24 protein-coding genes are annotated in these 21,362 nt (G+C 63.8%); 14 read left to right on the top strand and 10 right to left on the bottom strand.

Translation table 11 applies throughout. From position 1 onward, the window contains the following. Window positions 1–158: 158 nt before the first annotated feature. From X741_RS149490 to X741_RS149510, 5 genes are all read right to left on the bottom strand, one after another. Window positions 159–1,001: a tetratricopeptide repeat protein gene (locus X741_RS149490; RefSeq protein ID WP_023778586.1), complete on the bottom strand. Its 843-nt coding sequence runs from the start codon at window positions 999–1,001 to the stop codon at window positions 159–161. Between the two features lie 142 nt (window positions 1,002–1,143). Beyond that, window positions 1,144–1,410, bottom strand: a complete 267-nt coding sequence (gene rpsU, locus X741_RS149495; RefSeq protein WP_010911429.1) for a 30S ribosomal protein S21 — start codon at window positions 1,408–1,410, stop codon at window positions 1,144–1,146. 178 nt (window positions 1,411–1,588) lie between these two features. Then, on the bottom strand, window positions 1,589–1,975 hold the full coding sequence (locus X741_RS149500; protein WP_023778585.1) for an SET domain-containing protein-lysine N-methyltransferase: 387 nt from the start codon (window positions 1,973–1,975) through the stop codon (window positions 1,589–1,591). A gap of 260 nt (window positions 1,976–2,235) precedes the next feature. Then, a complete protein-coding gene (locus tag X741_RS149505) occupies window positions 2,236–2,994 on the bottom strand; it encodes an SDR family oxidoreductase (protein ID WP_023778584.1) in 759 nt (252 codons plus the stop codon). A gap of 111 nt (window positions 2,995–3,105) precedes the next feature. Further along, complete coding sequence (locus tag X741_RS149510) at window positions 3,106–3,474, bottom strand: YrdB family protein (RefSeq protein ID WP_023778583.1); 369 nt, start codon at window positions 3,472–3,474, stop codon at window positions 3,106–3,108. Window positions 3,475–3,683: 209 nt separating this feature from the next. Between X741_RS149510 and X741_RS149515 the strand changes: the two genes are divergently transcribed. The 8 genes from X741_RS149515 to X741_RS149550 all read left to right on the top strand — a co-directional run bounded on the left by X741_RS149515 (window position 3,684) and on the right by X741_RS149550 (window position 11,548). After that, window positions 3,684–4,937, top strand: coding sequence for a sarcosine oxidase subunit beta (locus X741_RS149515; RefSeq protein ID WP_023778582.1), 1,254 nt, complete (start codon window positions 3,684–3,686; stop codon window positions 4,935–4,937). Next, on the top strand, window positions 4,937–5,359 hold the full coding sequence (locus X741_RS149520; protein WP_023778581.1) for a hypothetical protein: 423 nt from the start codon (window positions 4,937–4,939) through the stop codon (window positions 5,357–5,359). Before X741_RS149515 ends, X741_RS149520 begins: the two co-directional genes overlap by 1 nt. An 11-nt stretch (window positions 5,360–5,370) precedes the next feature. Continuing rightward, window positions 5,371–5,682, top strand: a complete 312-nt coding sequence (locus X741_RS149525; RefSeq protein ID WP_023778580.1) for a sarcosine oxidase subunit delta — start codon at window positions 5,371–5,373, stop codon at window positions 5,680–5,682. After that, window positions 5,679–8,672, top strand: coding sequence for a sarcosine oxidase subunit alpha (locus X741_RS149530; RefSeq protein WP_023778579.1), 2,994 nt, complete (start codon window positions 5,679–5,681; stop codon window positions 8,670–8,672). The genes X741_RS149525 and X741_RS149530 overlap by 4 nt, the downstream gene beginning before the upstream one ends. Next, window positions 8,665–9,249, top strand: a complete 585-nt coding sequence (locus tag X741_RS149535) for a sarcosine oxidase subunit gamma (protein WP_023778578.1) — start codon at window positions 8,665–8,667, stop codon at window positions 9,247–9,249. The genes X741_RS149530 and X741_RS149535 overlap by 8 nt, the downstream gene beginning before the upstream one ends. 59 nt (window positions 9,250–9,308) lie before the next feature. Then, the gene (locus tag X741_RS149540; RefSeq protein ID WP_023765875.1) at window positions 9,309–9,542 is read left to right on the top strand and encodes a hypothetical protein; all 234 of its coding nucleotides are present in this window, start codon (window positions 9,309–9,311) and stop codon (window positions 9,540–9,542) included. 78 nt (window positions 9,543–9,620) lie between these two features. Further along, window positions 9,621–10,406 carry a ThuA domain-containing protein gene (locus tag X741_RS149545; protein WP_023778577.1) on the top strand — a complete coding sequence of 262 codons (786 nt, stop codon included), beginning with the start codon at window positions 9,621–9,623 and terminating at the stop codon, window positions 10,404–10,406. A 92-nt stretch (window positions 10,407–10,498) separates the two neighbouring features. After that, entirely contained in the window at window positions 10,499–11,548 is a 1,050-nt protein-coding gene (locus X741_RS149550) for a Gfo/Idh/MocA family oxidoreductase (protein WP_023778576.1), read from the top strand. A gap of 48 nt (window positions 11,549–11,596) precedes the next feature. On the opposite strand, the gene X741_RS149555 is transcribed toward X741_RS149550, so the two are convergent. From X741_RS149555 to X741_RS149575, 5 genes are all read right to left on the bottom strand, one after another. Next, entirely contained in the window at window positions 11,597–11,845 is a 249-nt protein-coding gene (locus X741_RS149555) for a DUF680 domain-containing protein (protein WP_023778575.1), read from the bottom strand. Window positions 11,846–12,024: 179 nt separating this feature from the next. Further along, window positions 12,025–12,669: a TetR/AcrR family transcriptional regulator gene (locus X741_RS149560; RefSeq protein ID WP_023778574.1), complete on the bottom strand. Its 645-nt coding sequence runs from the start codon at window positions 12,667–12,669 to the stop codon at window positions 12,025–12,027. A 128-nt stretch (window positions 12,670–12,797) separates the two neighbouring features. Continuing rightward, complete coding sequence (locus X741_RS149565) at window positions 12,798–13,832, bottom strand: phosphotransferase family protein (RefSeq protein WP_023778573.1); 1,035 nt, start codon at window positions 13,830–13,832, stop codon at window positions 12,798–12,800. After that, window positions 13,829–14,314: a MaoC family dehydratase gene (locus X741_RS149570; protein WP_023765869.1), complete on the bottom strand. Its 486-nt coding sequence runs from the start codon at window positions 14,312–14,314 to the stop codon at window positions 13,829–13,831. Before X741_RS149570 ends, X741_RS149565 begins: the two co-directional genes overlap by 4 nt. A gap of 39 nt (window positions 14,315–14,353) precedes the next feature. Then, on the bottom strand, window positions 14,354–15,169 hold the full coding sequence (locus tag X741_RS149575) for an SDR family oxidoreductase (protein WP_023778572.1): 816 nt from the start codon (window positions 15,167–15,169) through the stop codon (window positions 14,354–14,356). A gap of 120 nt (window positions 15,170–15,289) precedes the next feature. Between X741_RS149575 and X741_RS149580 the strand changes: the two genes are divergently transcribed. The 6 genes from X741_RS149580 (at window position 15,290) to X741_RS149605 (ending at window position 21,337) form a co-directional block, all read left to right on the top strand. Continuing rightward, the gene (locus tag X741_RS149580) at window positions 15,290–16,531 is read left to right on the top strand and encodes an acyl-CoA dehydrogenase family protein (RefSeq protein ID WP_023778571.1); all 1,242 of its coding nucleotides are present in this window, start codon (window positions 15,290–15,292) and stop codon (window positions 16,529–16,531) included. Between the two features lie 39 nt (window positions 16,532–16,570). After that, window positions 16,571–17,608, top strand: a complete 1,038-nt coding sequence (locus X741_RS149585; RefSeq protein WP_023778570.1) for a zinc-binding dehydrogenase — start codon at window positions 16,571–16,573, stop codon at window positions 17,606–17,608. 301 nt (window positions 17,609–17,909) lie between these two features. Then, on the top strand, window positions 17,910–19,091 hold the full coding sequence (locus tag X741_RS149590; protein WP_023778568.1) for a glycosyltransferase family 87 protein: 1,182 nt from the start codon (window positions 17,910–17,912) through the stop codon (window positions 19,089–19,091). Then, on the top strand, window positions 19,084–20,115 hold the full coding sequence (locus tag X741_RS149595; protein ID WP_023778567.1) for a glycosyltransferase family 2 protein: 1,032 nt from the start codon (window positions 19,084–19,086) through the stop codon (window positions 20,113–20,115). Before X741_RS149590 ends, X741_RS149595 begins: the two co-directional genes overlap by 8 nt. Continuing rightward, window positions 20,112–20,930, top strand: a complete 819-nt coding sequence (locus X741_RS149600) for a ChbG/HpnK family deacetylase (protein ID WP_023778566.1) — start codon at window positions 20,112–20,114, stop codon at window positions 20,928–20,930. Before X741_RS149595 ends, X741_RS149600 begins: the two co-directional genes overlap by 4 nt. Next, window positions 20,927–21,337, top strand: a complete 411-nt coding sequence (locus X741_RS149605; RefSeq protein WP_023778565.1) for a GtrA family protein — start codon at window positions 20,927–20,929, stop codon at window positions 21,335–21,337. Before X741_RS149600 ends, X741_RS149605 begins: the two co-directional genes overlap by 4 nt. Window positions 21,338–21,362 lie beyond the last annotated feature (25 nt).

Below are 21,362 nucleotides of genomic sequence, written 5' to 3'. Positions count from 1 at the left end.
ACCGTTCCGCTGAAAACTTGGCGCGAACAAGGCAAGGGTTGACGGGTTGCAGCGGGGGTTAACGCGCGGTTGCCGGATTGCCGGCGAAAGCCAGAGCAGCGTGTCCTTTTGGACACGCTAACGATCTGGAATGTTTCGCGGATCTGGCGAAACCAATGTCAGCTGACGCGGGCGAGGCCGTCCTTGGCCGGCTGGTAGGTCGGGTCGAGGCGAACGGCTTCCTTGTAGGATTTAGCGGCCTTCGCCTTGTCGCCGCGCCGCTCGTAGATCAGCGCCTGGTTGGCCCAGGCCTCGGCGTTCTTGCCGTCGAGCTTGATGGCCATGTTGAAGTCGGAGAAGGCATTGTCCTCGTCGCCTGTCGCCAGATAGGAAAGGCCACGGCCGTTGTAGGGTTCGGCGGCATCCGGCGCCAGCGAGATGGCGGTCGAGAAATCCTCGATGGCGAATTTGTGCTGGCCCTGGCTCTGATAGATCAGGCCGCGATTGTGATAGGCGCGGGCGTCCGTGGTGTCGAGCTGGATCGCCTTCTGGAAGTCGCTGAAGGCATCCTGGGTGCGGCCCGCCTTGCGGTAGAGATTGCCGCGGCCGATATAGGCGGCGTCATAGTTGCCGTTGATCTGAATCGAGCGGTTGTAGTCCGCAAGCGCGGCTTCCTGGTTGCCGAGGAAGCGCTGGATGAGCGCCCGGTTCGAATAGGCCTGGTAGAAATTAGGGTTGAGCTGGATGGCCTGGTTGAAATCCTTGAGCGCCGCCTGGTACTGGCCGCCACGGCCATAGGCCGAGCCGCGCACATTGTAGCCTTCGGGATCCTGGGGATTGCGCTGAATCACCGCCGACAGCGAGGAGATGTTCTCGCTCGACCCTTGCGCCTTGTCGATGTTGTTGAACTCGCCGGTCGGGCCCGATGTCTGGCAGCCGGCAAGCACCAATCCGGAAAGCAGGGCCGCTGTCAGGGCAAAACCACGCAATGCAGTCCCGCGCTCCACGCTCGTTGCGTTCATGTCTGCCCTGTCCTCACTTGCGCCGCGTCATTCAGGCCCGGATCCCCCCTCCGGGCCGGGTCACATCAAAATAAAAAGGTGGCGGCGATTCCACATCGCGCCACCTTGGTATCCTTCGAAAAGGACGAAATATTGGCGTTAATCAGCGCGGCGGACGCGCTGCACCGGCAGCACCGCCGGCAGCCACCGGACGCGGCGTCATCGGCAGCAGGCCTTCGCGCTGTGCGCGCTTGCGGGCCAGCTTGCGGGCGCGGCGAACGGCCTCGGCCTTTTCACGGGCGCGCTTCTCGGAAGGCTTCTCGTAATGACCGCGCATCTTCATTTCGCGGAAAATGCCTTCGCGCTGCATCTTCTTCTTGAGCGCGCGAAGCGCCTGATCAACGTTGTTGTCGCGGACGAGTACCTGCACGGGCAATCCTGTCTTTCGGGTTTGATATCAACAGGCAAGCAGCCATAGCCACTAGCCTCCGCGGCGCTCGACACCACGAATTGTGGCGGCTGATAGCAGAATCAAGCCGCGCTGTCCACAGTCGAAATGAAGGACAACGGCCAAATTGCCACCGGTTGCCCGGTAGATAGGCCATCAGCTACGCCGTGGCCAGATGCAGCCGCTCGAAATCCTCGAAGAACTCACCGTAGTCGCAGGTGATCTCTTCGCCCGCCGCGATATCGCGGGTCGCCGTCGCGCCGCCATATTGCGAAAAATCGGTATTCGGCGTCGCCGAATGGTTCATGAAGCGGCCATTATCGACTTCATAGACCATGAAACCCGGGCGATCCGGGCTCGGATAGGCATAGCGGTCGAGCAATTCCTTCAGCGCTGGTGGCGCTGCCTCGTATTTGTCCATCGGGATCAGCCGGTCGAAATCAGGATCGAGGCGCCAGATCGAGGCACCCTTGCGGATCGGCTCGGCGGCAAAGACGCCGACGCCTTCGATTGCGCTCTGGGCGATATAAGTTCTGATCAGCAGCATGTCCGTCCTCGAACAAGAGTCCTCAGAGACCGTTTGGAAATTCTACTCCGGCGGCCATCTGATGGCGTTTTCTGCGCTTCCGGTGCTCACGGACTTAAAATCCGCTGCGCTCCGGTTCTCGAAACCACCACCATATGACTCGCCAGAGCGAATTTCGAAACGGCCTCTCACTCGAAACCGAATCGCCAAATCGTGTGGAAAAAGCAAGTCCGGTTTCGAGCTCTATGGCTGATCGACGCGGGCGACGGCCGCGAAATGCTTCACGTCCGGGTGATCGAGATGCCGCCATCGGCAAACAGCGCCGATCCGGTGGTGAAGCTCGAGGCATCCGAAGCCAGGAAGAGCGCCGCGCGGGCGATCTCTTCGGGCTCTGCCACACGCTTCAAGGCATGCAGGTTTTCGACGAAGGCCCGGGATTCCGGGGTCTTGAACGTCGCCGACGGCGTGTCGGTTCCGCCCGGCATAAGCGCGTTGACGCGCACGCCTTTGGGCCCATATTCGGCAGCCAGCACCTGCGTCAGCCCGATCGATCCGGCCTTGGCAGCGGCATGGGCGGCCATGCCCGGCACGCCGGCAGTGTAGCCGACAAAGCTCGAAGTAAAGATCAGCGACCCGCCGCCCCGCTCCAGCATGGCCGGTATCTGGTGCTTCGCCCCAAGAAAGGCGCTGGTCAGGTTGATGTCCATCGTCTCGTGCCATGCCGCCGGCACCATGTCGGGCAGGGGCGCCATCACGCCGACGGCGCCGGCGTTGTTGAAGGCGATGTCGAGGCCGCCGAACTTTTCCAACGCCAGATCGACAAGAGCCTTTGCATAGGCTTCGTCCCTGACGTCGCCGGCAAGCGCGACGGCGGTGCCGTCCGTGTCCGATATTTCGGCGACGAGCGCGTCGAGCTCTGCCTGGCGCCGCGCGGCGACGACGAGCTTCGCGCCTTCCTCGGCAAAGAGTTTTGCGGTGGCGCGGCCAATGCCGGAACTGGCGCCGGTGACGATGACGATCTTGTTGGCGAGTGCGAGCATTTTTTTTTGCATCCTTTGCTTGGCGCCAGCTCTGCCGGCGATCGGATGCTTGGTCGCAAATGGGATTGGTCGGAGCCGCCCGATACCTGCCAAGGCTGAGTCGTCCCTGAACTATTGCTTCAGCAGCCAACCAAGGCGATCGAGCGAAAATGCGTAGCTGATGGCGATGTGCAGGGCGACGATGATGCCCGTGGTCGTGTAACCAGCCGCATAGAAACCGGCGGCGCCGCCGAACAGGATGATCAGTTCCAGCGCCAGCCGCACCGTGCCCGGAACCGGTACTGGCGCGCGGCCCGATCGGCTTGGGTCGTCGAGTACCGCGAAGGTGCCCCACAGCACGGCTGCAACAAGCGGCAGGACCAGGGCCAGGACCCATCGCCACCATCCCTCGGAGAGGTTCCAGCCCGCGACGCCGAGACCAAGCAAGGCGGCAAGCTCCAACAGGAAGCGTAACGTCAGATTCCACCAGGCGTTACCCATACTCGTCCTCTCGTCCTCCAGAATCTCGCGACAGGCAGTGTGACTGAACGCAGCCATAGCAGCCAGCCCGCATGCCTGTTTCTCGTCGCGGCGCAAAACGGCAAGCGCCGTCGCAAACAGCGCAAGGGTGGAAGCGCTGTTTCGCTAGTGATACACCTCGCGCGCCGGGGCCAAGTGAACGCCTCGCCGCCATTTGCGAGGCTGGAACGTTGAAAAAATATTCGGTATTCGCCATCGCCCGCGAGGCCATGCGCGGCCATAAGGGTTGGGAGGAGCAATGGTCCTCGCCCGAGCCGAAGAAGGAATACGACGTCATCATCGTCGGCGCCGGCGGCCATGGGCTGGCCACCGCCTACTATCTCGCCACCGTGCATGGCATCACCAATGTCGCTGTGCTGGAAAAGGGCTGGCTCGGCGGCGGCAACACCGGGCGCAACACCACCATCATCCGCTCCAACTATCTCTATGACGAGAGCGCCGGCATCTACGACCACGCGCTGAAGCTATGGGATGGGCTTTCCCAGGAGCTCAACTACAACGTCATGTATTCGGCGCGCGGCGTCATGATGCTCGCCCACAATGTGCACGACATCCAGGTGCTGAAGCGCCATGTCCATGCCAACCGGCTGAACGGCATCGACAATGAATGGCTGTCGCCGGAGCAGGCCAAGGAGTTCTGCCCGCCGCTCAACATCTCCAGGGATGCGCGCTATCCGGTGGTCGGGGCCGCCTTGCAACGGCGTGGCGGCACGGCGCGCCACGATGCGGTGGCCTGGGGCTATGCGCGCGGTGCTTCGGCGCGTGGCGTGCACATCATCCAGAATTGCGAGGTCACCGGCGTCAAGCGGGCCGCCAATGGCGCGGTCATGGGCGTCGACACGACACGTGGCTTCATCGGCGCCAAGAAGGTCGGCGTCGTTGCTGCAGGTCATTCCTCGGTGATCATGAACATGGCCGGCGTGCGCATGCCGCTGGAAAGCTACCCGCTGCAGGCGCTGGTGTCGGAGCCGGTCAAGCCGGTGGTGCCTTGTGTGGTGATGTCCAACACCGTGCACGCCTATATCTCGCAGTCCGACAAGGGCGAACTGGTCATCGGCGCCGGCACCGACCAGTATGTCTCCTATTCGCAGACCGGCGGCCTGCACATCTTGCAGCATACGCTCGACGCCATCTGCGAGATGTTCCCGATCTTCACGCGCATGAAGATGCTGCGCTCGTGGGGCGGCATCGTCGACGTCACGCCCGACCGCTCGCCGATCCTGGCCAAGACACCGGTGCCCGGCCTCTACGTCAATTGTGGGTGGGGCACCGGCGGCTTCAAGGCGACGCCCGGCTCGGGCCATGTCTTTGCCCACACCATCGCCAAGGACGATCCGCATCCGATCAACGCGCCCTTCACCATCGAACGCTTCCGCACCGGCCGCCTCATCGACGAGGCCGCGGCGGCGGCGGTGGCGCATTGATGATGACCGAACTCGCTGTCGCCATGCCGCTGGTGCTGGCGGGGGAACAGGGCATGTTCCATTTGCCGTCGTCGGAAGAGGTGCGGCTGCAGCCGATCGAACGTGCCGGCAACGAGGCCGGCTGGCCGTTTTCGGTCGACGACGGGACGCTGGCATGCGTGTGGAGCGCCGGCCAGAAAGTGGTGATGTTCTTTGAAGGCCGGCCGCATGGGCTGGACGAGGACGAGGATTTCGAGCCGCGTGGCGTGATCGTCACCACCGACCCGATGCAACTGACGCTCGGCAACATGGCCAACCGCGCTTTGTTTCGCGATGCGACAAGCGTCGAGGAGCGCCTGCGGCTCGTCGCTCCATTCATGACCATGGGCCAGAAGCTTTGCGACCAACCCGCCGGCGCCCGCGTCGGCCACGGCGAATTGTAGGAACGAAGACGATGCTTCTCATACTCTGCCCCTATTGCGAGGAAGAGCGCCCGGAGCTCGAATTCCGCAACGCCGGCGAGGCCCATATCGCGCGCTCGGCCAATATGGCCGGCGAGAGCGACGACGATTTCGAGAAATTTTTCTTCATCCGCTCGAACCCCAAGGGCATCATCTACGAGCGCTGGCGGCACATGCATGGCTGCGCCCGCTTCTTCAATGCAGTGCGCGACACCGTCACCGACAAGTTCGTCATGACCTACAAGGCGGGCGAGCCGAAACCCGCCAAGCTGCCCAAAAACTCCAACGAAGTGGTTGCCAAATGAGCGGCGCGTTCCGCATTCCAGGCGCCGGCCGCCTCAGCCAGGCCAAGACCGCTCGGTTCAGCTTCGACGGCCATTCCTATACCGGCATCGAGGGCGACACGTTGGCCTCGGCGCTGCTTGCCAATGGCGTGCATCTGGTCGGCCGCTCGTTCAAGTACCACCGGCCGCGCGGCATTCTGTCGACGGGCGCGGAAGAGCCTAACGCGCTGGTGCAGATCGTGCGCGACGCCGCGCGCAAGACGCCGAATGTGCGCGCCACCGTGCAGGAGCTTTATGACGGACTCGCCGCCAACTCGCAGAACCGCTGGCCGTCGCTGTCCTTTGACATAGGCGCGGTCAACGACATCGCATCGCCGATGTTTTCGGCCGGCTTCTACTACAAGACCTTCATGTGGCCCAAGGCGGCCTGGAAGAGCTTTTACGAGCCCAAGATCCGCGAGGCCGCCGGCCTTGGCGTTTCTCCGGACAAACCCGATCCCGACCATTATTCCTCGCGCTACGCGCATTGCGACGTGCTGGTTCTGGGCGGCGGCGCCGCAGGTATCGCGGCGGCATTGGCGGCGGCGGAGACCGGCGTGCGGGTCATCCTCGCCGACGAGCAGGCCGAGTTCGGCGGCAGCCTGCGTTTCGAGAGCGGCGCGAAAATAGACGGCCAGGACGGTTTTGCCTGGGCACAGGCGGCGATCGCCAGACTGAGCGCGATGGACAATGTCCGCGTGCTCTCGCGCACAACTGCTTTTGGCTACTACGCGCAGAATTTCGTCGGCCTGGTCGAGCGTGTCAGCGATCATCTGAAGGCCCCCGACCACGATTTGCCGCGCGAGCGGCTGTGGCAGGTGCGCGCCAAGCGCGTCGTGCTGGCCTCCGGCGCCATCGAGCGCCACATGGTGTTCGCCAACAATGACCGGCCAGGCATCATGCTGGCGGGCGCGGCGCGCACCTTCCTCAATCACTATGGCGTGGCGGTCGGCAGGAATATCGGTGTCTACACCGCCAATGACTCGGCCTACGCGGCGGCGATCGACCTGAAGAAGGCCGGCGTCAATGTGGCGGCGATCGTCGACCTGCGCGACAACCCGACCGGACCGGTGATCGACGAGGCAAGGGCGCTCGGCATCGAGATCAATTTCGGCCGCGCGGTGATCCGCGCCGGCGGCAAATTGCGGGTGTCGTCCATGACCGTGCAGCCGAAGAATGGCGGCGGCGAACGCACTATCCCCGTCGACGCGATCCTGATGTCGGCCGGCTGGACGCCGTCGGTGCATCTGTTCTCGCAATCGCGCGGCAAGGTCGCCTTCAACGACGAGACCAAGCGCTTCGTGCCGGGCACGTACGCGCAGGACTGCGTCTCCGTCGGCGCCTGCAACGGCACTGACGGGCTGTCGGCAACGGTCGACGAGGCCTACGCGGCTGGCGCCAAGGCAGCGAAAGATGCCGGCGCGAAAACCGCCAAGGGCGCGAAGCCGAAGGTCGATGCCTCTGAGAGCTGGTCGCGCGGCATGCTGGGGGCTGGCCCCGGCGCCGGGCCGGACACGACGGTGAAGGCGTTCGTCGATTTCCAGAACGACGTCACCGCCAAGGATATCCGCCAGGCGGTGCATGAAGGCATGCGTTCGATCGAGCACGTCAAGCGCTTCACCACCAACGGCATGGCTACCGACCAGGGCAAGACCTCCAACATGCACGGCCTGGCGATCGCCGCCGAGACGCTGGGCAAGCCGATCCCCGAAGTCGGCCTGACCACGTTCCGCGCGCCCTACACGCCGGTCACCTTTGGCGCGATCGTCAGCCATGCGCGCGGGCCGCTGTTCGACCCGACACGGAAGACCGCGATCCATCCGTGGGCCGAAGCACAAGGTGCCGTGTTCGAGGATGTCGGCCAGTGGAAGCGCGCCTGGTATTTCCCGAAGGCGGGCGAAGACATGCATGCGGCGGTCGACCGCGAATGCGTTGCGGTCCGTAACAAGGCAGGGCTGTTCGATGCCTCGACACTCGGCAAGATCGAAGTGGTCGGGCCGGATGCCGCCAAGTTCATGGAACTGCTCTACACCAATCCGTGGGAGAAGTTGGAACCCGGCCGCTGCCGCTATGGCATCATGCTGCGCGAGGACGGTTTCATCTATGATGATGGCGTCGTCGGCAGGCTGGCGCCGGACCGCTTCCATGTGACGACGACGACCGGTGGCGCGCCGCGGGTCATGAACCACATGGAGGACTATCTCCAGACCGAGTTCCCGCATCTCAATGTGTGGTTGACCTCGATCACCGAACAATGGGCGGTTATCGCCGTGCAAGGGCCAAAGTCGCGCGACATCATCGCACCGCTGGTCGAGGGCATCGACATGTCCGACGAGGCGCTGCCGCATATGTCGGTGCGCGAAGGCAAGATCTGCGGCGTGCCAACGCGGCTGTTCCGCATGTCGTTCACCGGCGAGCGCGGCTTCGAGGTCAATGTCCCGGCCGACTACGGCCAGGCTGTCTGGGAAGCGCTGTGGGCCGAGGGCCAGAAGCATGGCGCCGCCGCCTACGGCACCGAGGCCATGCACGTATTGCGCGCCGAAAAAGGCTACATCATCGTTGGCCAGGACACCGACGGCACGGTGACCCCTGGTGATGCCGGCCTCGATTGGGCGGTCGGCAAGAAGAAGACCGATTTCGTCGGCATCCGCGGCCTGACGCGGCCGGATCTGGTCGCGAAAGGCCGCAAGCAGTTGGTCGGCCTCAAGACCAAGGACCCGAAGGTGGTGCTGGAGGAAGGCGCGCAGATCGTCGAGGATCCGAAGCAGGCGATCCCGATGAAGATGATCGGCCACGTCACCTCGAGCTACTGGTCGCAGAATTGCGGCCGCTCCATCGCGCTGGCGCTGGTCGCCGGCGGCCGCGACCGCATGGGCGACACGCTCTACGTGCCGATGCCGAACGGAGTGATCGAAGTGGAGGTTACCGGCATGGTGTTCTTCGACGAGACGGGAGGGCGCCTCAATGGCTAAGGCTGCTGCAAAGAAGGTCGCTCCGGCCGCATCGCCTTCGGTCGGGCGTCGATCCGCATTGGCCGGGCGTGCCATCTCCGCAACCGACGCCAAGGTCGAGATCCTGCCGCCGGCAGAGCGTATTTCGCTGCGCGCGCCGGAGGCTTCGGTCGCAGCGCTGTCTAAGGCGCTCGGCGTGACCTTGCCGAAAAAGCCGAAGACGTCCGTGTCGAAGGCTGGCCGCACCGCCCTGTGGCTTGGGCCGGACGAATGGTTTGTCATCGACGAGGCCGGCAACGATCCGCTCGCCGCTTGCGCCACGGTTGCAGCGCTCCATTCGGCAGTGGGTGTCTCGCACCGCAATGTCGCGATTGCCGTTACCGGCGCCGGGGCGGCCGCAACGATCAATTCGGGCTGTCCGCAGGATCTGTCGCTCGATGCGTTCCCGGTGGGGGCTGCCTCGCGAACCATCCTTGGCAAGGCCGAAATCGTGCTGTTGCGTACAGCCGTGGACGCCTTCCGGGTCGAGTGCTGGCGTTCGTTCTCGGACTATGTCTTTACTTTCCTGTCCGAAGGGGCACGCGACGCGGCGGTCTGAACCCGGAACGTTTGCCGCGCGCGTCCGTTGTGCGGCAACAAGTCGAGGGAGAAATGTCGATGCCGTCCAAGTCCGCGCCGAAGTCGCCGCCGCAATCCAAAACCGCGGCGGTCCGCTCGCTCGAACACGAGCGGCACGACGAGGCCAATGCCGAAGAGGAGCTCGAAGAGGGCCTCGAAGATACGTTCCCGGCCAGCGATCCGGTGTCGATCACCAGCTCGGCAATCCCCGGCGCACCTGCCAAGCCCGGCAAGGCCAAAACCGTTGCGGGACGGAAAACCCGCAACCCCTGATTTCCCCAGTTTCAGTCTTGGCGGTACCTTCTCAAGGTCCCGTCAGATGCGCTATTTAAAGCGCTTTGGGAGATGCAAATGCCGATAAAAGCCGTCGTCTGGGGCGAGAATGTCCATGAACAGACCAACGCCGCCGTGCGCGATCTCTATCCCTTGGGCATGCATGGCACTATTGCCGCCGCGCTCAACCAGGACAAGGGCATCGAGGCGACCACGGCCACTTTGCAGGAGCCCGAACATGGCCTGGGCGAGAAGCGCCTGGCCGGCACCGATGTCCTGCTGTGGTGGGGCCACGCCGCCCATGGCGAGGTCAAGGACGAGATCGTCGAACGCGTGCAGAAGCGGGTCTGGGAAGGCATGGGGCTGATCGTGCTCCATTCCGGGCACTACTCGAAGATCTTCAAGCGCCTGATGGGTACGCCTTGCTCGCTGAAATGGCGCGAGGCGGGCGAGCGTGAACGCGTCTGGGCGATCAATCGCGGCCATCCGATCGCGCAAGGCATCGGCGAATGCCTGGAGATCGGCGAGACGGAAATGTATGGCGAGCCGTTCGCGGTGCCGGAGCCACTGGAGACGGTATTCATCTCCTGGTACGAGGGCGGCGAGGTGTTCCGGTCGGGACTGACCTATCAGCGCGGCGCGGGACGGATCTTCTATTTCTCGCCGGGCCACGAGACCTATCCGATCTACCACAATGAGGGGGTGCAACAGGTGCTGCGCAACGCCGTGCACTGGGCGCACAATCCCGCACCCGCATGGTCCGGCGTCACCAATGCGCCGAACGTGCCGACGGACAAGGCCAAGGAGAAGATCGTCCAGAAAGGCCTGCGCCTGCATGCCGATGGCGACAAGGGTCTTAGTTGATCAGCCTAAGCTGATCGCGACTTGGGCTGATCGCGACCTGGGCTGATCGGGGCCTGGGCTGATCGGGGCATGAACTGGTTGGGGGTGGGTTGATGCACCGAATTCTTCTGCTCGGCACCGGCGGCATCGCCGGGCATCATGTCGAGGAGTTCGCCGGGATTCCCGGCTGCAGCATCGTGGCCTGTGTCGACCAGGTGCCAGGCCGCGCGGCGACGTTCGCCGGGGCAAACAAGATTGGCGACTGCTTCGAGAGCCTTGAGGCGGCGACCGCCTGGGGCCAGTTCGATGCCGCCATCAACGCCACGCCGGACGGCGTGCACAAGGCAACGACGCTGGCGCTGCTTGCCGCGGGCAAACACGTCTTTTGCGAGAAGCCGCTGGCGCCGAACCATGCCGACGCGCTTGCCATGACCGAAGCCGCCGAGGCAGCAGGCGTCGTCAACATGGTCAACCTGACCTACCGCAATTCGCCGGCCATCCAGGAAGCGCGGCGCATGGTGCAGGCCGGCGCCATCGGCGAACTCCGCCATGTCGAGGCGAGTTATCGGCAAAGCTGGCTGGTCAGCAAATCCTGGGGCAACTGGCGGGTCGAGGACAAATGGCTGTGGCGCCTGTCGAGCCGGCATGGTTCGACAGGCGTGCTGGGTGATGTCGGCATACACATACTGGACTTCGCCACCTATGGCGCCGCCCAGGACATCGTCAGCCTGCATGCCGACCTGGTGACGTTTCCGAAGGCCGAGGGCGAGCAGATTGGCGACTATGTGCTGGACGCCAATGACAGCGTGGCGATGACGGCGCGGCTGAAGTCAGGCGCGCTCGCCACGATCATGGCGAGCCGCTACACGACAGGCCACGCCAACGATCTGTCGCTGACGCTGCACGGCACCAAGGGCGCCATCAAGGTCGAGACCGACGGCAAGGTTTCGCACCTGTCCGCCTGTCTCGGCGGAGATGTCGACCTGCAGCGCTGGCGGACTCTGGCGCCGCCGGATGTCAAGCGTAACGCAAGGCGCTTCGCCGAGGCGCTGGATAGCGGGCAGAACGGCGATCCATCGTTCCGGCGCGCCGCCGACATGCAGAAGCTGATCGATGCAGCGTTCGAGAGTTCGACGACCAGGCTGCCGGTCTCGATCGGCTGACGTCACCGAATGGCCGGCCGCGCCGGCCAGAAGCGTTTGGCGCAAATGTTAGAACGCGCTCGGCACGATCCACGGGTTGATGCTGATGCCGAGGCGCGGGCCTTTGCCTTCAGCGGTGTTTTCCGTGTTGCCCTTCTTCTCGACCGAGCCGGTCGAAGCGCAATCGAGCTTCACATTGGTCCTGGTATCGACGCAGGTCGCAGCCGGCAGGTGCTTGACCGGGTGGGTGGCGCTGGCGGCGAAAGCCGAGCCCGAAAGGGCCAGAATGGCGGCGAGGGTGAGGACGGTCTTTTTCATTGTCAGTCTCCGTTTTCGACGGGTGAATTTCTTCGTACATGTACGTTATGCCGTACAGATACGCCTGCCGCTCACGAAGTTCAAGACGAAATCGTACATGTACGGAAATTTTTTGTTAACCAAGAAATCGCCACCGGTTTGGCCGGTGGCGACAAGGTTTTGCAGTAAGGGGATGTCGTTCAGCAGTTGACCGGTGTCTCGGTCAGCGGAGGCACATCTTGCGTGCGCAATGTCGCAAGCGTGAAATCGCACATCCGCTTCACGAAAGCCTGGGGATCGCCGAAGGGGTAGAATGGAAAGGTGATCAGCAGCGAGATCGTGCCGTGGCCGACCGCCCAAAGCATGGTGGCGATGGCGCGCGGATCGCCCTGCAGCTTGCCGGCGGCGACACAGGCCTCGACCCGGCTGATCAGTGCCTTCATCGCCGGGTTGCTTTCCTCCATGTCCGCGTAGCTCCTGCCTTCCGGCAGCTTGGTCTTTTCGGTCATGAAGACGGTGCGGTATTCGTTGGGATTGCCAAGCCCGAAGGCCGCATATTCGGTCATCACCGCCTGCAGGGCCTCGATCGGGTCGTCGGAAGGGTGCTCCTCGATGCGCCGGGCAAGCGTCTCGAACGCATCTTCGGCAAGCGCGAACAGGATGTCCTGCTTGTCGGCGAAGTAGGAATAGACCGACATCGGTGCATAGCCGACCCGCTTGGCCAGCTTGCGGATGGTCAGCCCCTCATAGCCTTCTTCCTGGACGAGCTTGTGCGCGGCTGCGACCAGTTCGGAGCGCAGTTCGGCCTTTTGTTTCTCGCGGCGTTTCTGGACGCTCTGCGGCAAGATCCGTGCCTTTTGATTGGTGGGTGTCCGGCTAAACTATATACGCTGTACGGAAACGGACAAGAGCGCCTCAGGTTCCCAAACAACAGGCATCGGATCGCGCCGACACAGCCGTCCCTCCCATCACGTCACATCTCTTTGTCGATCAGCTTGGCGGCGAGATGTGACAAGAGCTTCACCGCCTCGCCATAGGTTCTGGCCTTTTCGGGATTGGAGGCATTGCCGTCCAGCGCCCGCTTGTAGACACCCTGGCAGATCGCCGCCAGGCGGAAGAAGGAGAAGGCGATGAAGAACGGCCAATTGCCGATGCCTTCGAGCCCGCGTCGGCGGCAATAGGCGGCGACATAATCCTCTTCCGAGGGCAGGCCGAGCGCCGTCCGGTCAATGCCGCCGAGGCCGCGAAAGCCGGATGCGTGCGGCAAGCGCCACTGCATGCACTGATAGGCGATGTCGGCGAAGGGATGGCCCGATGTCGAAAGCTCCCAGTCGAGCACCGCCAGCACCTTTGGCTGGTCCGGCGCGAAGATCAGATTGTCCAGCCGGTAGTCGCCATGGACCAGCGAGACACGGCCGTCATCGGCGGGCATATGCCGTTCCAGCCAGGCGATCAGGCGGTCCATGTCGGCGATGGCGCCGGTTTCCGAAGCGCGGTACTGGCTGGTCCAGCGGGCCAGCTGCCGCTCGAAATAATTGCCCGGCCGGCCGAAATCACCGAGGCCCACGGCCTCGACATCGACAGCGTGCAGGGCCGCCAGCGTACCGTTCATGGCGTCGTAAACAGCGGAACGCTCATCGTTGTCGCGCGCTTCGGGCAATGCCGGATCCCAGAAGATGCGGCCGTCGAGGAAAGCCATGACGTAGAACATGCGGCCGATCGGCGAATCCTCGGCCGACAGATGCAGCATCCGGGGGACGGGCACCGCGCTGCCGGCAAGCGCCTTCATCACACGAAATTCCCGGTCGACCTGATGCGCCGATTTCAACAACTGCCCCGGCGGCTTGGCGCGCAGCACATAGCGGCCGCTTGCCGCCATCAGCAGATAGGTCGGGTTCGACTGGCCGGATTTGAATTTTTCGATTGCGGCGAGCCCGGAAAAGCCAGGGATTTCCGCCTCGAGGTAGGACGCGAGCGCCGCCTGGTCGAGCGCGTTCGGGTCGTTCATGCGGTCTCGGGCTGGCGTTCGATCAGGGTCAGCGTCAGCCAGCGGGCGGTGAGTGCTGGTTTCTTCGAGCCCTCGATCTCGATCGTCACGTCGTGCGCGGTCTGCACCCAGCCCGACGGCCTGACCTTGACGTCGGCCAGCACGAAACGGGTGCGGATGCGGGCGCCAGTCTTCACCGGCGCCAGGAAGCGCAGCGAATCGAAGCCGTGATTGACGCCCATCTTGCCGTTTTCCAGCGGCGGCATGGTCTCGAAGGTCATCGCCGACAGCAGCGACAGCGACAGGAAGCCATGGGCGATGGTGCCGCCGAACGGCGTCTCGCGCTTGGCCCGCTCCGGGTCGCAGTGGATGAACTGGTGGTCGTCGGTGGCGTCCGCAAACTGATCGATCATGCGTTGCGTAACCGCCCGCCAGGGTGAGACGCCAACTTCCTTGCCGACGCTGGCCAGAAGCACATCGAGACTGATCGGTTCCACGCTCATGTCCTCCAGTTCACCCCCGGCTTCTGCGGCCGGCAAATGTCATTCCTTGAACAAGGTCAATCCATGCTGCACCGACTGCCCGCCATCGATCGGCAGGATGGCGCCGGTGACATAGCTGCCTGCACGGCTGCACAAATAGAGCGTTGCGCCGGCAATGTCATCCGGTGTGCCGATACGGCCGATCGGAACATGGCTGCCGACATGGTCGGCCTGTTCTTGGGTGCCGGTGGCAAAGGCCGTCATACGGCTTTGGAACGGGCCGGGCGCGAAGGCGTTGACGGTGATGCGGCGAGGGGCGAATTCGAGCGCCAGAGTACGCGTCAGATGATGAACGGCGGCCTTCGAGGCGGTGTAGGAATAGGCGTCGTCGGCGAGCGGCTGCGTGCCCATCACCGAGCCCAGATTGATCACCCGGGCCGGATCGGCGTCGCTGGCGGCGGCCTCGAGCAGCGGCAGCAATTCGCGCGTCAGGTGGAAAACCGCGGTGACATTGACGCCGAAAACCTTGGCCCAGGCGTGGTAGGGAAAACTCCCCAGCGGCGCGCCCCAGGAAACGCCGGCATTGTTGATCAGAATATCGAGTTGGTCGGTCCGCGCCTTGACCTCGGCGACAAGCGCGGCAATGCCGGCCTCGCTGGAGACGTCGCCAGCAAAGCCATCGGCCCGCCCGGAGGCGCCGAGATCGTTCAATTCGCCGGCGACCTTGACGCAGTCTTCGCCCTTGCGCGAGGCGATCATGACGCTGGCGCCGGCCTTGACCAGCGCTGTAGCCGCCATGCGGCCGATGCCGGTCGCCGCACCCGTCACCAGCGCGGTCTTGCCGGCCACCGAAAACAGTTCATCCAGATAGCCCACCACAATCCTCTGCGCCCTGCCTCGGCATGCGGCAATCAGTTCGCGTTGACAAGGCTATCCGAAGTACGGTCATCCTTGCCACGGGTAAAATGCCCGGCCTGTATGAAGGGTTAGCGACCGATGACGGAGATGAACCTCGGCATGACCGAGCGGCTGAAGCCGATCCACGCCCGCGTCGCGGCCATGGTACGCGACGAGATAATGCCGCTGGACAAGGAATTCCTCGCCGAAGTGGGCAAGGACGGCGACCGCTGGGTTTACAGCGCGCGGCAAAGCGAAATCCTCGAAGGGCTTAAGAGAACCGCACGGGAGCGCGGCCTGTGGAATTTCTGGCTGACCGGCTCGGAGCGCGGCTATGGCCTGTCGACTGTCGAATATGCCTATCTGGCCGAGGAGATGGGCAAGGCGCATCTCGGCGCGGAGACCTTCAACTGCTCGGCGCCCGACACCGGCAACATGGAGGTGCTGGAACGCTACGGTTCGGCCGACCACAAGAAGACGTGGCTCGAGCCGCTGCTCGACGGCAAGATCCGCTCGGCGTATCTGATGACCGAGCCGGATGTGGCCTCGTCGGACGCCACCAACATTGCGATGCGCTGCGAGAAGCAGGGCGACGACTATGTGCTCAATGGCGAGAAATGGTGGGCGTCGGGCGCCGGCGACCCGCGTTGCGCCATCTACATCGTCATGGTGCGGACCGGCGGCGACCAGGAACCGCGGCACCGTCGCCATTCGATGATCCTGGTGCCATCGGACACCAAGGGCGTGACCAAGGTCCGCGCCATGCAGGTCTATGGCGACGACGACGCGCCGCATGGCCACATGCACCTTCGCTTCGACAATGTCCGGGTACCCGCCTCGAACCTCATTCTCGGTGAGGGCAGGGGCTTCGAGATCGCGCAAGGCCGGCTCGGGCCGGGCCGCATCCACCACTGCATGCGCGCCATCGGCCAGGCCGAGATGGCCCTGGAGATGCTGTGCCAGCGCTCGGTGCGCCGCGAGGCCTTCGGCCAACCCCTGGCGAAACTCGGTGCCAATTTCGACATCATCGCCGAATGCCGCATGGAGATCGAGATGGCGCGGCTGCTGTGCCTCAAGGCGGCGTGGATGATCGACCAGGGCGATGCGCGCGCCGCGGCCCCCTGGATCAGCCAGATCAAGGTCATCGCACCACGCGTCGCGCTCAAGGTGACCGACGAGGCGGTGCAGATGTTCGGCGCCCAGGGCATCAGCCAGGATACGCCGCTTGCCCGCTCGTGGACGCATCTGAGGACATTGCGCCTCGCCGACGGACCCGATGCCGTGCATCGCCGCCAGGTGGCGCGGACGGAGCTGAAGAAATACACGCAGGAAAAGGTCTGAGCCGTTGCCTGACCTCTGCCAGCAGCCAAGGAGCCCGCGATGACCATCCCTTCCGATATGCAGGCGCTGCTGCTGGTCGGCGACGGCTACACCAGGACGCCGAGCGGCAGCGTGCTGGAAGCGATGGAGCCCTACATCGAACCGGGCAGCATTGCGGTGCCGGCGCCTGGACCGAGCCAGGTGCTGATCAAGGTCAGTCTCGCCTCGATCAATCCTTCCGACGTCGCCTTCATCAAGGGCCAGTACGGCCAGCCGCGCGCCAAGGGCCAACCGGCCGGTTTCGAGGGCGTCGGCACGGTCGTTGCCGGCGGTGATGAGCCCTATCCCAAAAGCCTGATCGGCAAGCGGGTCGCCTTCGCCACCGGCGTTACCAACTGGGGTTCGTGGGCGCAATATGCCGTCGCCGAGACGGCGGTCTGCATTCCGCTCCTCGACACCGTGCGTGATGAGGATGGCGCGGCGATGATCGTCAATCCGCTCACCGCGATCGCCATGTTCGAGATCGTCAAACAGGAGGGTGAAAAGGCCTTCGTCATGACCGCCGGCGCCAGCCAGCTCTGCAAGCTGATCATCGGCCTGGCTGGGGAGGCGGGGTTCCGGCCTATCGTCACCGTGCGCCGTGAAGACCAGACCGCATTGCTGAAAGAGCTTGGCGCGGCGCATGTCCTCAATGAAAAGGCGCCGGACTTCAAGGCAGCGTTGCGTCAAGTGATGAAAGAAGAGCAGCCGCGCATCTTCCTCGATGCGGTGACCGGACCATTGGCCTCGACCATCTTCGACGTCATGCCGAAGCGTTCGCGCTGGATCATCTACGGCCGGCTCGACACCGATGCCACCATCATCCGCGAGCCCGGCCAGATGATCTTCCAGCACAAGCACATAGAAGGCTTCTGGCTGAGCGAATGGATGCGGCAATTCAAAGACCGGCGCGGCCTGGCGATCCTGGAGGCGCAGAAGCGGTTTTCCGACGGGCGCTGGTCGACCGACGTGACGGCGGTGGTGCCGCTCGCCGAGGCCATGGCGCGGTTGCCGGCGGAACTGGCCAAGCCCAATGGCAAGGTTTTCATCCGGCCTTAAAGCAACTTCCGGAAAAGTGGGAAGCCGTTTTCCCGGGAAAAGCGCATAGCGATTTCCCCTGGAAATTGCGTTAAAACAAAGGGTTGGCGCAATTCCTAGGGCATCTGGAGTTCGAAGCCGAGGCCTTCAAAAGGCCATCGATGGTCATCAACAAAGGCCGGTCTCCGGCTTCAGGGCGGGCCGGCGGTTTCGATGTCCGCGTCTTCCGGCCCCTCTATGCCACGCTGCTTTGTCCGTGATATGCCGCCTTCAAATACAGGCGGTGATGGGAAATCGTTCTGGAATTGTGTGGGGTGCGCGGATGACGCTTTCCAAGCCGGTCTTCGACCGTTTGGGACTTGGCATGTGGATCGGAGCCTTCCTGGTCGTTCTTGCGCTCGTCCTGTGGTCACCCCACACGCGTACAGTCTGGCAGGCCTATATAGACGGCAGCGAGGCCCTTCTGGCCGGCCGCCCGCTCTACAATCTACAGTCCGAGATGGGGTATCTCTACGCGCCGGCCTTTGCCGCGCTCTACGTTCCGCTGGTCAAGCTCGGCCCGCATCTCGGCGGCCTGATCTGGCATATTATCGGTTTCGCGGTGCTGACATTGGCCGCCATGCGGCAGGTGCGCAAGCTCGGCGGCGGGGAACTGCCATGGCTGCTTTCCTTCGGGCTCTTTCTTGCCCTGCCGATGGCGATGGGCGCAATCCGCAACGGCCAGGCGACGATCCTCTTGGCCGGCGCCTGCTGGCTCCTTACCTTTTCGGCCCTCGAGGGGCGTCGCGCCGAAACGTTCTTCTGGGCTTCCGTTGCCATCATCGCCAAGCCGACGGCGATCATCATGCTGCTGTTGGTGGGAGCCCTGCGCCTCCGGTTGATACCGGTCCTGGTGCTGGCGGTGCTGTTCGTGCTCGCTTTGCCCTACGCTTTCGCACCTGCAGGCTATCTCAACGACCAATATCGTCTTTTCGCAGAGATGCTGACCTCGATGGCCGTCGACAACACCAGCCACTTCGTCCCCACCGATTTCACAGCCCCCTTCACCCGGATGGGACTGCCACTGCCGGAAATCAGCGCCACGGTCATACGCATCGTCATGGCCCTGTTTACGCTCTGCGCAGTCATCTGGTTCGACCGCAGGCTCGAGCGCGGAACGGCTGATCTCGCCATCTTCCTGACGGCGACGTTCTACATGTGCGTCTTCAACCCGCGTGTCGAGCCTAACACCTATGCCATGATCGCCGTGCCCGCCGGCCTCGCCATTGCCTTGTTATGGCGCGAGGAAAAAGGCGGTGTCCTGGCCTCGGTGCTATCGGTGATGCTGTTCCTGACCGGATTGACGGGCGTCGACCGCCATATCCAAGATTTGACCTATCCTTGGTTTCGGCCGATCGCGGTCACCATTATCGCCGGTTCCCTGATCTGGTGGTTCTGGGCCAAGGCGCAAGGCAAGGTGACGCGAGACAAGGTGATGCATGAAGGGCCTGTCGCAAATGGCTGAGTCGCGGCCTACTCTCGATATCGTGGCGCCGTTTTTCAACGAGGCGCAATCGGCTTCGGCTTTTGCCGAATTGCTCGACAGGCTCGAAGCGGCGGTGTCGCAACGTTTCGGCATGGCCGTCCACAAGATCCTGATCGACGACGGCAGCCGCGACGATAGCGCAGAGCGGTTTTCGCAGGCGCTGTCGGGTTCCTGGGAGATCGTGCGGCTCAGCCGCAACTTCGGCAAGGAAGTCGCGGTGCTCGCCGGCCTAGACCAGTCGCGGGGCGACATGGTGCTGGTCATGGACGCCGATCTCCAGCATTCGTTGGACATCAGCCTGAAGATGATCGCCGAACTGGTGGAAAACCCCGACATCGATGTCGTCTACGCGCAGAACGACCGGCGCGAGGCCAGCTGGCGGCGCAGCCAGTTGGCGCGGCTTTTCTACAGCCTGATCAACAGCAGCCAGCGCTTCGACATTCCGGAGAACGCGGGTGATTTTCGCGTCATGCGGGCCGCTGTGGCACGCGCGCTGACGAGCTTGCGCGACAAGCGGCGCTTCAACAAGGGCCTGTTCGCCTGGGCCGGCTTCCGCCAGAAGGCCATAGAATATTCGCCGGAGAACCGCGCCAGCGGTAAGTCGAAATGGAGCCGGCTCAACCTGATCGCCTTCTCGCTGGAAGGGTTTACGTCGTTTTCCGTCATCCCGCTGCGTATCATCAGCCTGAGCGGGATGCTGGCGGCGCTGGCGGGCCTGCTTTACGGCGCCAAGGTGTTCTTCGAAGTGATGTTCTATGGCATCGCGGTGCCCGGCTATCCCAGCCTGATGGTCGCCGTCGTCCTGCTCGGCGGCCTCAACCTCACACTGCTCGGCCTGATCGGCGAATATGTCTGGGTCACGCTCTCGGAGAGCAAGGATCGACCGGTCTATATCGTGCGCGATGTCTTGCGTGGTGAGATTTTGCGTGGTGAGGTCTTGCATGGTGAGGCCTTGCGCGGCGAGGTCGCCGCTGACAGGTTGCCAGGCGCACCCGGGGCATGACGCGGCGCATCCGTTTGATCGCCGACGATTACGGACTGGCGCCAGGCGTTTCCTCCGGGATACTCGACCTGCTCGATCGAGGCCGCCTGACGGGCACCAGCTGCATGACCGGCTTTCCCGAATGGCCTGATGCGGCGGCGCGCATGAAGCCGCTGTGCGGCCGCGCGGCGGTCGGGCTGCATCTTACCCTGACGGACCAGCCAGCGGTCACGGGCCGATCGAGCTTGGCGCCGGAAGGCAGGCTGCCGCCGCTCCGCTCGCTGGCACTGCCGGTCCTGCGCGGCCGCGTCGACGAGCAAGATGTCCATGCCGAGCTCGACGCACAGTACGATCGCTTCATCGAGGCGCTGGGCCGCCGGCCCGACTTCATCGACGGCCACCAGCACGTGCATTTCCTGCCGGTCGTGCGTACATGGCTGCGGGCGCGGTTTTCAGAAGCTTCCGAGAAGCCGGTGCTGCGCGGGGCGCCGGCGCTTGGCAATGCCACCGTGGCGCCGAAAGTCGCGGCAATCGCCGCCGTGGCCGCCGGCTTCAACCGTGCGATGGCGCGCGCCGGCTTCACCATTTTCAAGCCGCTCGCCGGCATCTATGACTGGCGGCAACCCGAGAGGTTTGCTCCGGTTCTGCATGCCGCTGTCGAAACACTGCCGGAACGAGGCCTGTTCATGTGCCATCCCGGCTATGTCGACGACACATTGCGCGGGCGTGATCCAATGCAAAGGGTGCGCGAAGTGGAATTCGGCGTGCTGGCCTCGGACTCATTCGGCGAGAGCCTCGCCCGCGCCGATGTCGAGATCATGGATGGCAGGGGATGAGCGGCGCCGACCAGCCCCAGCGTTCGACCGGCAGCAAGATCGTCCGCTTCGCCATTGTCGGGCTGGTGAACACGGCCATCGACCTTGCCGGGTTTTTCCTGCTGCTCAAGCTGCATGTCCCGCCGCTGCCCGCCAACATCGTCTCATGGTCCATCGCCGTCGTCTTCTCCTTCGTGGCGAATGGGTTCTGGTCGTTCGAGCGCAATCGCGCGATCCGGCTGCATGACGCCTTCCTTCGCTTCGTCTCGCTTGGGGCGCTGATCTCGCTCGGCGTCTCCAGCCTGTCGATCGCACTCTTTGCCGGCATCGCCGGCGTGTGGCCGGCAAAGATCGGCGGTGTCATCGTGGCGGCGGTGCTGAATTTCATCGCCGCGCGCTGGTCGATCGAGGGCCGGCTCTTAAGATAGCGTATTCTGTTCGGGCGAAATTCCG

The sequence above is a fragment of the Mesorhizobium sp. LNHC221B00 genome (assembly GCF_000502935.1).
GTDB classification, from domain to species: domain Bacteria; phylum Pseudomonadota; class Alphaproteobacteria; order Rhizobiales; family Rhizobiaceae; genus Mesorhizobium; species Mesorhizobium opportunistum.
The sequence above is the reverse complement of the archived record's forward strand: the minus strand, read 5'-3'. Positions and strand labels throughout refer to the sequence as shown.

What these genes read in the sequence shown, in the direction of transcription:
- X741_RS149530 (WP_023778579.1), top strand. Translation starts at nt 5,679, where the DNA reads ATGAGCGGCGCGTTCCGCATTCCAGGCGCCGGCCGCCTCAGCCAGGCC.
- X741_RS149580 (WP_023778571.1), top strand. Translation starts at nt 15,290, where the DNA reads ATGACGGAGATGAACCTCGGCATGACCGAGCGGCTGAAGCCGATCCAC.
- X741_RS149545 (WP_023778577.1), top strand. Translation starts at nt 9,621, where the DNA reads ATGCCGATAAAAGCCGTCGTCTGGGGCGAGAATGTCCATGAACAGACC.
- X741_RS149500 (WP_023778585.1), bottom strand. Translation starts at nt 1,975, where the DNA reads ATGCTGCTGATCAGAACTTATATCGCCCAGAGCGCAATCGAAGGCGTC.
- X741_RS149565 (WP_023778573.1), bottom strand. Translation starts at nt 13,832, where the DNA reads ATGAACGACCCGAACGCGCTCGACCAGGCGGCGCTCGCGTCCTACCTC.
- X741_RS149510 (WP_023778583.1), bottom strand. Translation starts at nt 3,474, where the DNA reads ATGGGTAACGCCTGGTGGAATCTGACGTTACGCTTCCTGTTGGAGCTT.
- X741_RS149550 (WP_023778576.1), top strand. Translation starts at nt 10,499, where the DNA reads ATGCACCGAATTCTTCTGCTCGGCACCGGCGGCATCGCCGGGCATCAT.
- X741_RS149605 (WP_023778565.1), top strand. Translation starts at nt 20,927, where the DNA reads ATGAGCGGCGCCGACCAGCCCCAGCGTTCGACCGGCAGCAAGATCGTC.
- X741_RS149505 (WP_023778584.1), bottom strand. Translation starts at nt 2,994, where the DNA reads ATGCTCGCACTCGCCAACAAGATCGTCATCGTCACCGGCGCCAGTTCC.
- X741_RS149490 (WP_023778586.1), bottom strand. Translation starts at nt 1,001, where the DNA reads ATGAACGCAACGAGCGTGGAGCGCGGGACTGCATTGCGTGGTTTTGCC.
- X741_RS149525 (WP_023778580.1), top strand. Translation starts at nt 5,371, where the DNA reads ATGCTTCTCATACTCTGCCCCTATTGCGAGGAAGAGCGCCCGGAGCTC.
- X741_RS149540 (WP_023765875.1), top strand. Translation starts at nt 9,309, where the DNA reads ATGCCGTCCAAGTCCGCGCCGAAGTCGCCGCCGCAATCCAAAACCGCG.
- X741_RS149595 (WP_023778567.1), top strand. Translation starts at nt 19,084, where the DNA reads ATGGCTGAGTCGCGGCCTACTCTCGATATCGTGGCGCCGTTTTTCAAC.
- X741_RS149535 (WP_023778578.1), top strand. Translation starts at nt 8,665, where the DNA reads ATGGCTAAGGCTGCTGCAAAGAAGGTCGCTCCGGCCGCATCGCCTTCG.
- X741_RS149555 (WP_023778575.1), bottom strand. Translation starts at nt 11,845, where the DNA reads ATGAAAAAGACCGTCCTCACCCTCGCCGCCATTCTGGCCCTTTCGGGC.
- X741_RS149590 (WP_023778568.1), top strand. Translation starts at nt 17,910, where the DNA reads ATGACGCTTTCCAAGCCGGTCTTCGACCGTTTGGGACTTGGCATGTGG.
- X741_RS149520 (WP_023778581.1), top strand. Translation starts at nt 4,937, where the DNA reads ATGATGACCGAACTCGCTGTCGCCATGCCGCTGGTGCTGGCGGGGGAA.
- X741_RS149600 (WP_023778566.1), top strand. Translation starts at nt 20,112, where the DNA reads ATGACGCGGCGCATCCGTTTGATCGCCGACGATTACGGACTGGCGCCA.
- X741_RS149585 (WP_023778570.1), top strand. Translation starts at nt 16,571, where the DNA reads ATGACCATCCCTTCCGATATGCAGGCGCTGCTGCTGGTCGGCGACGGC.
- X741_RS149570 (WP_023765869.1), bottom strand. Translation starts at nt 14,314, where the DNA reads ATGAGCGTGGAACCGATCAGTCTCGATGTGCTTCTGGCCAGCGTCGGC.